The sequence below is a fragment of the Streptomyces sp. NPDC090045 genome (assembly GCF_044747975.1).
GTDB lineage: Bacteria > Actinomycetota > Actinomycetes > Streptomycetales > Streptomycetaceae > Streptomyces.
On sequence record NZ_JBIVFA010000005.1, the window covers coordinates 332,268 to 345,511 of the forward strand.

Below are 13,244 nucleotides of genomic sequence, written 5' to 3' on the forward strand. Positions count from 1 at the left end.
CGCCCGCATCCCTTCCCCCCGACGCAAGGCGACCCCACATGTCCACTGACAAGAACCGCGCCACAGCCGCCGCGATCCTTCCTCTGGTCGGCGGCCCGGACAACGTCACCTCCATCGCGCACTGCATGACCCGGCTGCGCATCACGCTGCGCGACCGTTCACTGGTGCAGGACGAGGCCCTGCGCGCCCTCCCCGCCGTCCTGGGCGTGGTCGAGGACGACACTTACCAAATCGTGCTGGGCCCGGGCACCGTCGCCCGCGTCACCCCGGAGTTCGAGGCGCTGGTCGAGGAGGCCCGCTCGGCGACGCCCGCCGCTCCCGCTCCCGGCCCCGGCCCCGCCCCCTCCCCCGCCCCGCACACCGTCACCGCGGAGGAACTGCAGGCGCAGGGCGCGGCCCTGAAGGAAGCGCAGAAGGCACGCAACGCCACCCCGTTCAAGCTGCTCCTGCGCCGCATCGCGAACATCTTCGTCCCGCTGATCCCGGCGCTGATCGGCTGCGGCATCATCGCGGGCCTGAACGGCCTGCTGACGAACCTGGGCTGGCTGCCCGCCGTCGTCCCGGCGCTCGCCGCCATCGCGTCCGGGTTCATGTCGCTGATCGCCGTGTTCGTCGGCTACAACACCGCCAAGGAGTTCGGCGGTACGCCGATCCTGGGCGGCGCGGTGGCCGCGATCATCGTCTTCCCCGGCGTCGCCAAGATCGACGCGTTCGGCCAGCAGCTCTCCCCCGGCCAGGGCGGTGTCCTCGGCGCGCTCGCCGCCGCCCTGCTCGCCGTGTACGTGGAGAAGTGGTGCCGTACGTGGGTCCCCGAGGCCGTGGACGTCCTCGTCACGCCCACCCTCACGGTCCTGGTCTCGGGCCTGGTCACCCTCTACGGCCTGATGTTCCTCGCCGGTGAGGCCTCCGCGGCCATCGGCACCTTCGCCGACTGGCTGCTCGCGACCGGCGGCGCCTTCGCGGGCCTGGTCCTCGGCGGCCTCTTCCTGCCCCTCGTGATGCTGGGCCTGCACCAGGCCCTGATCCCCATCCACACCACGCTCATCGAACAGTCCGGCTACACCGTGCTGCTGCCCATCCTCGCCATGGCGGGCGCGGGCCAGGTCGGCGCGGCCATCGCCGTCTACTGCCGGCTCCCGCGCAACGGTTCGCTCCGCACCACCATCAAGTCCGCCCTCCCGGCCGGCTTCCTGGGCGTGGGCGAGCCGCTCATCTACGGGGTCTCCCTCCCCCTCGGCCGCCCCTTCGTCACCGCCTGCGTCGGCGGCGCGGCCGGCGGCGCCTTCGTCGGCCTCTTCAACCAGCTCGGCGTCGCCTTCGGCTCCACCGCCATCGGCCCCTCGGGCTGGGCCCTGTTCCCCCTGCTCGACGGCAAGTCGAACCCCGGCGTCACCCTCGCCATCTACGCGGGCGGCCTGGCCGTCGGCTACCTGGTCGGCTTCGCCGCCACCTACTTCTTCGGCTTCACCCGCCAGATGCTGACCGACCTCGACACCGACCCGGCCCCGGCCGCCGCGACCACCGAGCCCTCCAAGGAACCGGCCCTGACCTGACCCCAGCCCTTGCCGTGACCGCGCCCGGGGAGCTTGCCCTCCAGTTGGTCGAGGGCCCTAGCGTCACCGGCCATGGCATCCCTCGACACCGTCCGGCACGGCTCGGCGCGCCCGGCGCTTCCCCGCACGTACCTCGTCTGGCTCGCCGGCACCCGCGCCTCGCTGCTCGGTGACGCCGTCCTGTACTTCGCCCTCGGCTGGGCGGCGAGCGCCCACGGTGGCGGGACGGGTGCCCTGGTCCTGACCGCCATCACCCTCCCCCGCACCTTGCTGCTGTTGCTGGGCGGCGCCGTCGGCGACCGGTTCGGCGCGCGCAGGGTGATGGTCGTCGGGGACGCGGTGATGCTCGCGGCCACGCTCGCGCTGGCCCTCGCGAGTTCGCGCCTGGACGCCTCGCCCTGGCTCCTCGTCACGGTCGCGGCCGTGGTCGGCACGGTCGACGCGTTCTACCTGCCGGCCGCCGGGTCCATGCCCCGCAGCCTGGTGGGGAAGGCGCAGCTCCCCCGGGCGCTGGCCGTGCAGCAGGCGGCCGGCCAGCTCGCCTCGCTGCTCGGGGCTCCCCTGGGCGCCGTACTCGTCGCGGCCGCCGGCCTGACCGGCGCGGCGCTCGCCGATGCCGCCACCTTCGCCGTCGTCCTCGTCGTACTCGTCTGCGTCCGGCCGGCCTTCGACGTCGAACGGTCCCCTCGCGGGGAGGGCCTCCTCGCAGGGGCGGCCGACGGGGTGCGGGTCGCCGCGGGGGATCCGGTCCTGCGGTCCGCGCTGCTGCTGACGGCCGCTGCCGCGTGCTTCCTCCTGCCGGTGATGTCCCTGCTCAACCCGCTCCTGGCACGGGAGCACGGCTGGAGTGCCGGGGCGGCCGGTCTGATCGCCGGTGGCCAGAGCCTGGGGGTGGTCGCCGTGGCACTGCTGGTCTCGCGGCGGGGCACCCTGCGGCGGCTCGGCAGGGGTGCGGCGCTCGGGCTGTGCGTCGCGGCGCCGGGCATCACCGCGGTGGCGCTGGCCGGGGAGGCCGGCGTGGCCGTTGCCGTGGCCGGGGCGATCGTCACGGGTGCCGGTTCCGGGATGTTCGCCTGCCACATCGGTCCCCTGGTGCTGAGCGGCGCCCCGGGCACGCACCTGGCCAGGCTGCAGGCGCTGCTGACGCTCGTTCAGAGCCTGGCGCTGGTGGTGGGCAACAACGCCCTCGGCGCACTCGCCGACTCCGGGGGAGCCACGGTCGCCACGGCGCTCTGCGCGGCGGGCGCCTGCGCCGCGGGCCTCACGGGCCTCGCCCTGAAACCCCTCGGCCGCCTGCGCCAGCCGTGAACCGGGACCCATTGGCCGCGCGTGCGGCGGGTCAGGACGTCGTTCCCTCCCGGACCCAGCCGTCGCCGCCGAGGGGGAACTCGTAGCCGGGCCGCCCGTTGTGGCCACTGGTGCGGAACGGCTTGCCGTTGTTGTCGATCTTGAGGGTGCCGTGCCGGGACCCGCTGGACCAGGACAGCTCCAGGAACCAGCTCACGTCGTACGCGGAGGCGTCGGCCTTGACGTAGAACACCTCCGGTTCGGACTCGCTCACCTTGAACGGGAAGTTCGGCTGCCCCGCCTCGGGCACGACGGCCGGGCGTGCGGCGTCGAGGGCCACGGTGAAGGAGCGGGTCGGAACGCCGGCGCCACAGCCGACGCCCGGGTAGCCCATGGCGTAGTCGTTCCAGGCGAGAGGGGAACGCTTGCCGGCCGTACGGACGGTCAGGCCGTCCAGGACCACGGTGTCCTTGCCGGAGCCCTGGAGGGTCAGCGTGACGTACTGCTCACCGGCGGACACGGCTCCGGCCGCCGCCACCCACGCGGGCGCGTCGCGTTCCACGGGTGGCGGGGACACCTGGGCCGGCGGCTTCTCGATCAGGTAGTGCTGGCCGCACGGCGACTCCCAGGTGTACGGCTGGGCGGTCACCTTCACCGGCGCACCGGACGACGCGGCGCCGTCGCCTCGACCGGAGGCGGACGAGGCGGAGGACGAGGGTGAGGAGGAGGACGGGCTCGCGGTGGAGGCGGGGTCGGTGCCGGCAGCGGGCGCCGAGCCCGGCGACGGGATTTCCGACGGTGCCGCCCCGGCCACCGGCGCCCCGCCGTCCGCGCGTTGCCCTTCGCCGTCCTCGCGGGACGCCGCACCGGCGGGCCGGTTCCGCACGTCTCCCCCTCCCGTCGGCAGGTACGCGGCGAGCGCGACCGCCCCGGCCACGGCGGCCACGGCGATCCCGGTGAGGACGGCCCTGCGGATGCGACGCCGCCCGTTCGGCGCGGGCCGATCGCCGGGGTCGGCCGGGGCGGCCGCGGCGGCCGGATTGGCCGGTTCTGCCGGGTCGCCAGGGTCGCCCAGATCGGCCGGTTCTGCCGAGTCGCCAGGGTCGCCCGGATCGGCCGGTTCTGCCGAGTCGCCCGGATCGGCCGTCGGCGTTTCGGCAGCCGGGGTCGCCGAGGCGGCCGGGGTCGCCGGAGGCACCGAGGCGGCCGGGGTCGCCGGAGGCACCTCTACGGATGCCCCCGCGCCCGGCGTCGCCTTGGCCGCCGGCTCGCCCCCCTTGCGCGGACGGTTCGCGTCCGCCAGGACCCAGGCCCGGTGCAGTGCGACGAGTTCCTCGGGCGATGCCTTGCAGAGCCGGGCGAGCCGTTCGACCGGTGCGTAGTCCGCCGGGACGACGTCGCCGCTGCAGTACCGGTGCAGGGTCGACGTGCTCATGTGGAGCCGCTTGGCGAGCGTTCCGTAGCTGAGCCCTGACCGGTCCTTCAACTCCCGCAGCAGCCGGGCGAACCCGGCCCCGTCAGTGTCTTCCGACACTGCTTCCTCCCACCCCGTGTCCCGTCCCGCGTTCCAGGAACGAACCGTTTCAGCAGCTCAGAGCCTGTCTGACCGTCCCTGTATCCCTGACTGCGCGCCGGATGTCGCGGCTGGGACGGATCACCCCACAGGCTGAGGCCATCCAAGCACACGGCCCCCGGCACCGGTCCCGACCGACCACCGCCCCGGCCATGCCATATGAGAGGGAATCAGCCATGACCGCGCTCCGCACCGCACGCACCAACCGCACCGCCCGCACCACCCGACGTCTCGCGAGTGCAGCCGCCGTCACCCTCACCGCGCTCGCCCTCACCGCATGCCAGAACGACACGGGCCTCAAGGACGGAGGACCCGCGACCTCCTCGGGCTCCGTCACGGACACCCCCTCCCCGGCGGGCGGTTCGAGCACCCCAACCCCCGGCGCCACGACAACTCCCGGCGCCACGAAGGCCGGCACCGGCACCGGAACGGGCTCCGGAACCGGCGGCGCAGACGCGAAGGGATCGTCGGCCCCGCCCGCCGCGGGCGACCGTGCCCTGTGCAACGGCTCCAACACCGAGGTGACCGTCCAGCCCGTCACCCGCCCGCTCAACCACATGCTGATCTCGGTGAAGAACACCGGCTCGAAGCCCTGCGACCTGACCTACTACCCGGTGCTCCGCTTCGACGAGATGCAGTGGGCGCCGACCGCCCTGAAGGAGACCCGGCCCCAGGCGGTGGTGTCCCTCGCGCCCGGCGAGTCGGGCCACGCGGGAGCCATCCTGGAGGCGGCCGACGGCAGCGGCGAGGGCGGGATGACCGCACAGCGGCTCACGATCGCCTTCCAGGGCCGTACGCCCAACAGCAGCGGCGGCGCGTCCGCCACCCCTACCCTGCCCGCCAAGGGCATCTACTACGACAGCTCGCTGACGGTCACGTACTGGCAGCAGAACATCGAGGACGCACTCGGCTCTTGAGCCGGAGCGCGGAGCCACGGGATCCGACGCGCGTGCGACGCCCCTTCGACATACTCTCCGGTATGAAGATCACCCCCGTCGTCCCGGCCGGACGGATGCGTTCGCTGCCGCAGCCCGTGCTCGAACTGCCCGGCCGGTGGGTGCTGCGGCCGTGGGAGACGGGTGACGTGCCGGCGCTCGTCGCCTCCGGGGCCGACCCGGACATCCAGCACTGGAACCGCACCGGCCACTTCACCGAGGCCGGAGCCGAGGAGCGGATCGCGCGCTACCGCGAGAACTGGGACACCGAGCAGGCCGCGATCTGGGCCGTGGCCCCGCCGTCCGGCGGCTCGGCCGTCGGACTGATCGGGCTGGCCGACCTCGACCTCACCGGCGGCAGCGGCGAGATCCTGTACTGGCTGCTGCCCGCCGGCCGCGGCAGCGGCCTCATGGTGCCGGCCACGGAGGCCGTCACCCGCTGGGCCTTCGACGACCTCGGCCTGCACCGCGTCCGCATCACCCACTCCGTGGCCAACCCCGCCTCCTGCGCCGTCGCGACGAAGGCCGGGTTCCCGCTGGAGGGCACCATGCGCGGCGCCCTGCTGCACGCGGACGGCTGGCACGACGAGCACCTTCACGCCCGCCTGCGCACCGACTCCCCGGTGTAGCCGGGTCACTTGGGCGGGCTCGGACTCGAGCTCGGGCTCGGACTCGGGCTCGCACCCTTCTCGGTGGAACGTGCCTTCTCCAGGAGCTCCCGGTAGGGCGTCTGCGCCGTGGCGCCGCGCACCCGCGAGAGGCCGTACCGCTCACTGGCCTCCTGGTTCTGCAAGGGCAGGTTGGGAACGAAGGAGATCCGTTCACCCGGGGGTGACACATACGCGTCGACTCGCGGCCAGTTGCCACTGTCCACCCTCCACACGGTGATGCGCTGCTGACCTCGGGTCACGTTCAACATTTCGGTACTGTTCGAAATATTGGTCCAGTATCTTGATTTCGCACCGGGCGGATCCCCCATCTCGCACATCACCCCGGAACGCCACTTCTCGAGGCTGGCGTGCTTGAAATCAGCTCTCATCGTCATTCTGTCTTTCCTGATCACGTACACCTCGGTCTGGGCCCTGATCGCCTCATAACCTTGCTTCTCAGGATCCTTGATCTCGACGACCACGTCCTGTGCGACTTCTTCCCCCGGATTCAACACGAGGCCCACAGGAGTCGCGAACTCGCCATCGTAGATCAACGTGTAGTCGGTGGGCTTCACCTCGGAGGGACCGCTCGCAGGTCCGCCGTGGATCCAGTAGATGCTGCCGAGGATGTAGACGGGAACCTGTCCGGCGTTCTTCACGTACAGATGGGCCGTCACATACATCGACGCCCCGGCCTTCACCTGGTTCGACTCCTTGAACTCGGCCCCACTCAGTATCAGCGGCGTCGTCACATAGGGAACATAGACCTGCGCGTACGCCAGGTTGGCGACGGCGAGAAGGGTGGATACGATCGCCCCGATCGCAATCTTCCTGGGAATGCTGAGACCCTTCCACGCCCGACTATTTCCCAGTTCGAACAGGATCACCGAAGACCAGCCGACGAGGCCTATCGCGACCAGCGTGTAGCCGGTGAACCGCTCACCTATCTGCATAAGAACGACAGAAACGCTACACAGGAAGGTGATGAGGACTCCGACCAGAACGACCACGCCCGAGTATCGCCATCGCCGAAATTCCCAGAAGTCGACGGCGGCCGCGGCGGCGATCACCTCCACCAAGGCCACGACGAGAATGGTGAATCCGGCGATGCGCCCGCCATAGGTCAGGGCATCACCACTGTCCGCTATTCCGATCCGGAAGAGCTGACATGCGGTGAAAAGGAGGCCGACAACCGCGATGACGCAGATGGATCGTCGGAACCACGCTTGGTCCGGCCAGTAGGTGCCGCCGTCCTTCCCGAGGAACCGGATGGAGCGTCTGTCGTCCACACCCTCACGAGTCAGGAGTGTCTCGAGTTGCTCCTCGGACCAGACCCTGCCCACCAACCTGCCGTCGATCAGAACCTTGCGCATGCCCAGGTCATCCGGCTCCCCCACGGTCACAATGCGCGTGTTCGCCATGACACCAGCCTGCCGCCTGTCCGCGGAAGGCGCTTCCGGAGCGCGCACCGCACGCGTGCCCGCACGTCGGGGTGCGCCAGGCACGGCACAGGGGGAAGCTGGTGTTGAGGTGTTGCCGTCCCTCGTCCCCACGGGAGTTCTCATGCGAGCACGACTTCTCGGATTCACCGCCGCCCTCGTCCTGGCCGTTCTCGGCGCCACGGCCCCCGTCGCGCAGGCCGCCGTACCGGCTGTCACCGGGCCGGCGTGCGCGGACGGAGACGGAACGGTGGAGTACGACTCCACCGCCGGCCAGTGGATCTGCCTGGGCGGCACGTACGACGGTGAGCTCATCACCAAGTCCTGAGCGCCGGCCGCACGCGCGCTTCCCGCCCACGACTCAGCCGGCGGCGGTACGCAGGAACCGCACCAGGTCGTCGGTGCTGTACCCGAGCTTCAGGCCGCGCTCGGCGGCCATCAGCAGCAGCTGGCCCACGATCTCCGCGCCCCAGCCGTCCGTACCGTCCTGCGACCACTCCCACAGCTTCTCGATGCCGAGGTCGGACATGAGTAGCCCGTGCTCCGCCCGGATCCCCCGACAGGTCTCGGCAACGGCGTCCAGCAGTCGCGCACCCGGCCGCTCGCAGCGGAGCCCGAAGTACCCGCCGACGTCCTCGGCCACGCACCCCTCCGGCGGCCTCGCCTTGAGCCCCTCGTAGCGCGGATCGTCGAATCCCGTGTGCTCCCCGATCGGGCAGTGGATCAGCGTGAACCGCTGACGACCCGCCGAGAGAGGCGGCAGCGGCCGCCACGCCGTCAGCCCGAAGGCTCCGTGCACCAGCGCCCCCGCCTCGTCCGCCGTATCGGCCGACCGCTTCTCCCGCCGGTCCCCGTCATCGCCGACCGCCGTCCACAGCCCGCTGCCCTCGTCGTACTGCACGCGCACGGAAAGTCCCATGCCCTTACGTCTCCACCCGCCGCACACCGCCACTGACTCCAAGCCGCGCAGCCTCCAGCCCAGTTCGAAGGCGAACTGGGCGGCGTCGACCGCCTCGCTCACGCGCCCGCCGCCCGCTCGTGCAGTACGGCGGCCAGCCGGAGGGCGGTGTCCAGGTTGCAGCGGCCCAAGTCGACGAGCGGCAGCCCGTACGAGCCCGCCGCCGAGACCCGCTCCACGTCGAGCGACGGGAACAGCACCCCCACCCCGGCCAGGGACTCCTTCAGCTGCCGCACTGCCTCCTCGGCCGCCTGCATGCGCTCCTGTGGAGTGAGCACCATGACATGTCACCTTTCTACTCTGAGTGTTCGCCTTCGACACACAGAGTGGCGACGGGCTCGCTAGCCTTCAAGGAAGCACCGAGAACAACCCCACCTGTTGGCCCGGGAGTTGCCATGGCAGGTAAGAACCTCGATCCCTCCTCCTCACCCCGCGCCCTGCTCGGCGCCGAGCTGCGCGTGGCGCGCGAACGGGCCGGTCTGAGCCAGGCCGAGTTGGGCGAACCGCTCTTCGTCAGCGGCTCGTTCATCGGCCAGCTCGAAGCCGGCACGCGCCGCATGCACATCGAATTCGCGCGCCAGATAGACGACATCCTCGACACGAACGGCTTCTTCGTCCGCAACTGCGGAGCCTTGGCCAAGTCCAAGTACCCGAACCACTTCGCCGAGGCAGCCGAAGCAGAAGCCGAAGCAAAGACGATCCGCGAGTACGCGCCTCTGGCACTGCCCGGGATGCTCCAGACGGAGGCGTACGCACGGGAGGTCTTCATCGCGTACCAGCCGACGGCCACGGACGAAGTCATCACCGAGCTGGTCGCGAACCGGCTGGACCGAGCCAAGCTGCTGGAAAATCCAACAACCCCCCTGTTGTGGTGTGTGCTTGACGAGGCAGTCATCCGGAGGGTCGTCGGGACCCGGAAAGTGATGGCAGAGGCACTGCGGCACATCGCAACCTTGATCCGTACGCGTCGGATCTTCGTGCAGGTACTGCCGTTCAGCGCTGGAGCGCATTCGTCGATGGGAGGCACCCTGAAGCTGATGACCTTCGAGGACGCTCCTCCACTTGCCTACGTCCAAGGCAACGCAATGGGAGTACTGGTGGACGATCCGGTCACGGTTTCCCGTCACTCGCTGACCTACGATCTCCTCACGGCCAGCGCACTGTCACCGACCGAATCGCTGGCCATGATCGAGTCCGCGGCGGAGGATTACGAGCATGACCAGCATGCGTGAGTACGACCTGTCGGCGGCTATCTGGCACAAGTCCAGCTACAGCGACGGCACGGGCGGCGACTGCCTGGAGATGGCCACCTGGCGGAAGTCCACCCACAGCGACGGCAGCGGCGGAAACTGCCTCGAAGTCGCCGACGGCCACCCCGGCATCGTCCCGGTTCGGGACTCCAAGGTCCCGGACGGCCCCCACCTCACCTTCCGGGACACCGCCTGGACCGCGTTCGTCACCAGCCTCTGACCCGCATCAGCACCACGTACGACGGCAGTTCGCCGGCCGGGTCCAGGTTCACGAACGTGTAGCCCTCCGGGCCCTGCGGGTAGATCTCGAACCGTCGGCCCAGCGGGACCTCGCGCAGGATCGTGGGCTCGGCCTTCGCCCTGCCCGTGGTCCCGTCCAGGTGCCACAGGTGCGTCCGCGCGGCGGTCGACGTCACCACGTCGACCCCGCCCGGGCCGCGGCTCTGCACCAGCCCCAGGACCGTCGCCCCGTCCAGCGCGGCGTGCCACACCCGCTTGCCGTCCAGCACGGAGTACGCGGAGATTCCCGGGACCTTGCCCTTCACCGGGGCGATCAGCAGGTCTCCGCTCACCACCGGTGCGGGCCCCTCGGTCAGGTCCTCCTGCGGGCCGGCCACCGGTACCGCGCCCCGTTCGCGCCCGGAGTCGTCGAAGAGCAGCACCGAGCCTCCGGCGCGCAGGACGATCGGCTGCGCCGACAGCATCCGCACCTGCGCCGACGGGCCCGCGGTGCGCAGCGGGCTCTGCCAGGCCTGGGTGCCCGTCCGCGCGTCCAGCGCGATCAGCCGCGCCGAGCCGCTACCTGCGCAGTCCTCCACGTACAGCACCCGGTCGGCGGCTCCGTCGAGCGCGCGGACCCGGCAGCCGGCCGGTACCGGGACCCGCCAGCGTTCGCCGCCCGTGCGCAGGTCCAGGCCGAGGAGGGCGCCCTCCGTCACGGCGACGGCCGTATCGCCGACCGCGGCCACCACGGGCGTCTCGTCCCCGTCGCGGCCCGGCGCCACCGGAAGGTCCTTGGCCCACAGCTTCTCGCCGTTCTTCAGGTCCACGGCCAGCACCCGCGCGCCGCAGCCGGCCGGAGTGCGCGCGGCGGCGACCAGCCCGATGTCGTGCGGGATGGTCCGGCTCACGGCGCAGAAGGTGACCTCCCCGCCCGCGCCCAGCCCTCCGGCCGAGCGACCCCCGCCGTCGTAGAGCTTGAGGCCGTCCGCGCGGACCCGTACGAGCCCCGACGACGGGCGCATCCAGGCGCCCACCGGCCGGGCCGACTCCGGCTTCTCCGCCTGCCACCAGGTCCACACGTACGCCTGCGGTCCGCGCATCCTCTCGTACGCCTGCCAGGCGGGCCACAGCGCAGCCATCGCGACGGTCACGGCGAGGCACCAGACCAGCGCGCCCCTGGCGGCGCCGCGGGCCCGAGCCAGCAGCACGTACGCGAGGAGCCCCAAGGCGGGGGTGAGCAGCAGCAGCCAGCCCCTGCCCCGGGTCCAGTCGACGAAGGCCATCCGCCAGAGCATGACGAGGTACAGCACGGTCACGGTGGCGACCGCCGTGCCGGCGACGAACAGGGCGCGCGGCAGCCACCGCGCGCCCTGAGATGTGTGGTCGTCCATGATCCCCCCTGCGGACAGCCTAGTTGGCGCGCCCGTCAGGGGGTCGGATCACCTGCTCCGGGGTCAGAGACCGTTGGTGAACAGCAGTGCATTGGGGCTGGACTTGCTGATCTTGCTCAGGACGTCCTTGGTGGACTCTCCTTCGAGGTATTCGGCGATCTCGCCCGATTCCGCCTTCGGGTGCGCCGCCTTGTAGAGGACGGCGACACCGGCGGCGTGCGGAGAGGCCATCGACGTACCGTTCAGCGCGATGCTGCCGCCGCCGAGCTTCGCGGAAACGATGGCCTCGCCGGGGGCGTACAGCTCGACGCATGTGCCCCAGTTGGAGAAGTCGGTCTCCTCGTCGTACTGGTTGCTCGCCGCGACCGTGAACACGCGATCGGCGGAGGCGGGCGAGACGTTGCACGCGTCCTTCGCGGAGTTGCCCGCCGCGACGACCGGCAGCACGCCCGCGTCGGAGAGCGCGGTCGCGGCGTCGTTCAGCGTCGTCGACCTGTCGCCGCCCAGAGAGCCGTTGAGGACCGCCGGCTGCTTGGCGTTCTTCGCGACCCAGTCGAAGCCCGCGATCATCCCCGAGTACGTGCCCGTACCGTCACAGCCGAGGACGCGGACGCTGACCAGGTTCGCCTTGCTCGCGACCCCGTACGTCTTGCCCGCGACCGTGCCGGCGACGTGCGTGCCGTGGCCGTTGCAGTCCGCGCCGTTTTGGCCATCGCCGATCGCGTCGAAGCCGAAGGTGGCTCGGCCGCCGAACTCGGTGTGCTCGTAGTCGATACCGGTGTCCAGGATGTACGCGGTCACCCCGGCGCCGCTGCCATCAGTGGTGAAGTTGTTGTCGAGCGGCAGGTTCCGCTGGTCGATGCGGTCCTGGCCCCACGAGTCCGACGGAGCCCGCATCCCCTGCAGGGAGGACGGCATCGGCACGGACTGGACCGAGGCGTCCTCCTCGACCGACTTCACCCCCAGGCTGTTGCGGACGAGCGTCAGCTCCAGCGAGGTCAGCGGCACCGCGAAGCCGGTCATCGCCGACGTGTAGACGAAGGACGGCTTCAGGCCCAGCTTCTTCGCGATCTTCGCCGCGTCCTGCCCCTTCTCCAGGGTCACGATGTACTTGCCGGGCACCGGGTTGGCTGCTTTGACCAGCGGAGCCGGTTCCGGCTCCGGGGCCGCGGCGGAGGCGGTACCGGCCGCGACCGGGGTCACGGCGAGGAGGGTCGCGGCGGCCAGACGAGCGAGCAGGCGCATGGAAGGAGCTCCCTGACGGGGTCGAAGGCAAACATGGGTGAGCCGCCCTCACGGCACCAGGTGCTCCTGCGGGGGCGGCACTCAGCTCCATCGGTGCCACCTCTGGCCGACTTGAACCACCGGCTCACCTGATTGCCCGTTGTGCGCCCGCGCCCCGGGCGGGGCGGTTGCACCCCGTGCAGAAAGGGTTGTCCCGCTGCGCCGTCACGGCCGTGCTTCAGCACACGGGCCCCGCACGGCCAACGGCCCGCCGGGCAAGATCACCCGTGCGGCCCGCCCCCACACCGGGGAGCGCACGGCCGGTGCGCCCACCCGTGCCCCCGCCTCACCCCAGGACCTCGTTGACCTGCACCGCAGCGCGTGATGCCCTCCACCCATGCGCAACCGACTGAGCCGAGCCCTGCCCGTGGCCGTCGCCGTCCTGGCCGCCGTCACCGTCGCCCTGCCCGTGTCCGCAGCCACCGCCGCCGAGTCCGTACCCGTAAGGCACTCCGCTCCCGCCGACCACGCCACGTACATCGTCACCGTGCACCCCGGCGTCGAACCGGCCGCCGTCGCGGACGCGTACGGGATCACCCCGCTCCACGTCTATCGCAAGACGCTGAACGGCTTCGCCGCCCGCCTCTCCGCCGAGCAGGTCGAGGACCTGCGGGCGACCCCGATCGTGGAGTCGGTGGAGAAGGACGGCGGCGCGTCCTCGTTCGGCCCCGGCAACTGACGTCCGCGGACTCCCCGGCCACG

Annotated in this window: 14 protein-coding genes; 8 read left to right on the forward strand and 6 right to left on the reverse strand. The window is 71.3% G+C overall.

The genetic code is table 11. The features are described 5' to 3' along the window. Positions 1 to 38: 38 nt before the first annotated feature. Together ACIPYQ_RS16910 and ACIPYQ_RS16915 are read left to right on the forward strand one after the other, a co-directional pair. Entirely contained in the window at positions 39 to 1,553 is a 1,515-nt protein-coding gene (locus ACIPYQ_RS16910; RefSeq protein ID WP_401251568.1) for a PTS transporter subunit EIIC, read from the forward strand. A gap of 72 nt (positions 1,554 to 1,625) precedes the next feature. Further along, positions 1,626 to 2,861 carry an MFS transporter gene (locus tag ACIPYQ_RS16915; RefSeq protein WP_401251571.1) on the forward strand — a complete coding sequence of 412 codons (1,236 nt, stop codon included), beginning with the start codon at positions 1,626 to 1,628 and terminating at the stop codon, positions 2,859 to 2,861. A gap of 31 nt (positions 2,862 to 2,892) precedes the next feature. On the opposite strand, the gene ACIPYQ_RS16920 is transcribed toward ACIPYQ_RS16915, so the two are convergent. Beyond that, positions 2,893 to 4,374, reverse strand: a complete 1,482-nt coding sequence (locus ACIPYQ_RS16920; RefSeq protein WP_401251574.1) for a helix-turn-helix domain-containing protein — start codon at positions 4,372 to 4,374, stop codon at positions 2,893 to 2,895. 215 nt (positions 4,375 to 4,589) lie between these two features. Between ACIPYQ_RS16920 and ACIPYQ_RS16925 the strand changes: the two genes are divergently transcribed. After that, positions 4,590 to 5,330: a DUF4232 domain-containing protein gene (locus ACIPYQ_RS16925; RefSeq protein ID WP_401251577.1), complete on the forward strand. Its 741-nt coding sequence runs from the start codon at positions 4,590 to 4,592 to the stop codon at positions 5,328 to 5,330. Positions 5,331 to 5,392: 62 nt separating this feature from the next. Next, the gene (locus tag ACIPYQ_RS16930) at positions 5,393 to 5,977 is read left to right on the forward strand and encodes a GNAT family N-acetyltransferase (protein WP_401251579.1); all 585 of its coding nucleotides are present in this window, start codon (positions 5,393 to 5,395) and stop codon (positions 5,975 to 5,977) included. Positions 5,978 to 5,982: 5 nt separating this feature from the next. Here the strand turns inward: ACIPYQ_RS16930 and ACIPYQ_RS16935 are convergent, their stop codons facing one another. Next, positions 5,983 to 7,419, reverse strand: a complete 1,437-nt coding sequence (locus ACIPYQ_RS16935) for a hypothetical protein (RefSeq protein WP_401251582.1) — start codon at positions 7,417 to 7,419, stop codon at positions 5,983 to 5,985. Between the two features lie 142 nt (positions 7,420 to 7,561). On the opposite strand from ACIPYQ_RS16935, the gene ACIPYQ_RS16940 reads away from it, so the two are divergent. Continuing rightward, a complete protein-coding gene (locus ACIPYQ_RS16940; protein ID WP_401251585.1) occupies positions 7,562 to 7,765 on the forward strand; it encodes a hypothetical protein in 204 nt (67 codons plus the stop codon). Positions 7,766 to 7,798: 33 nt separating this feature from the next. Here ACIPYQ_RS16940 and ACIPYQ_RS16945 read toward each other — a convergent pair whose 3' ends face one another. Together ACIPYQ_RS16945 and ACIPYQ_RS16950 are read right to left on the reverse strand one after the other, a co-directional pair. After that, positions 7,799 to 8,356 (reverse strand): amidase, encoded by a 558-nt coding sequence (locus ACIPYQ_RS16945; protein ID WP_401251587.1) that lies wholly within the window; start codon positions 8,354 to 8,356, stop codon positions 7,799 to 7,801. A gap of 98 nt (positions 8,357 to 8,454) precedes the next feature. After that, a complete protein-coding gene (locus ACIPYQ_RS16950) occupies positions 8,455 to 8,676 on the reverse strand; it encodes a hypothetical protein (RefSeq protein WP_327414702.1) in 222 nt (73 codons plus the stop codon). A 114-nt stretch (positions 8,677 to 8,790) separates the two neighbouring features. Between ACIPYQ_RS16950 and ACIPYQ_RS16955 the strand changes: the two genes are divergently transcribed. Both ACIPYQ_RS16955 and ACIPYQ_RS16960 read left to right on the forward strand, forming a co-directional pair. Continuing rightward, positions 8,791 to 9,627, forward strand: coding sequence for a Scr1 family TA system antitoxin-like transcriptional regulator (locus ACIPYQ_RS16955; protein WP_401251590.1), 837 nt, complete (start codon positions 8,791 to 8,793; stop codon positions 9,625 to 9,627). Beyond that, the gene (locus ACIPYQ_RS16960) at positions 9,611 to 9,865 is read left to right on the forward strand and encodes a DUF397 domain-containing protein (protein ID WP_401251593.1); all 255 of its coding nucleotides are present in this window, start codon (positions 9,611 to 9,613) and stop codon (positions 9,863 to 9,865) included. Before ACIPYQ_RS16955 ends, ACIPYQ_RS16960 begins: the two co-directional genes overlap by 17 nt. Here the strand turns inward: ACIPYQ_RS16960 and ACIPYQ_RS16965 are convergent. Both ACIPYQ_RS16965 and ACIPYQ_RS16970 read right to left on the reverse strand, forming a co-directional pair. After that, positions 9,852 to 11,258, reverse strand: a complete 1,407-nt coding sequence (locus ACIPYQ_RS16965; protein WP_401251596.1) for a PQQ-binding-like beta-propeller repeat protein — start codon at positions 11,256 to 11,258, stop codon at positions 9,852 to 9,854. The two genes, ACIPYQ_RS16960 and ACIPYQ_RS16965, sit on opposite strands and share 14 nt — an antisense overlap. A 63-nt stretch (positions 11,259 to 11,321) precedes the next feature. After that, entirely contained in the window at positions 11,322 to 12,503 is a 1,182-nt protein-coding gene (locus ACIPYQ_RS16970) for a S8 family serine peptidase (protein WP_401251599.1), read from the reverse strand. A 376-nt stretch (positions 12,504 to 12,879) separates the two neighbouring features. Here ACIPYQ_RS16970 and ACIPYQ_RS16975 point away from each other — a divergent pair, with 376 nt between their 5' ends. Beyond that, complete coding sequence (locus ACIPYQ_RS16975; RefSeq protein WP_401251601.1) at positions 12,880 to 13,221, forward strand: protease inhibitor I9 family protein; 342 nt, start codon at positions 12,880 to 12,882, stop codon at positions 13,219 to 13,221. Positions 13,222 to 13,244: the final 23 nt, after the last annotated feature.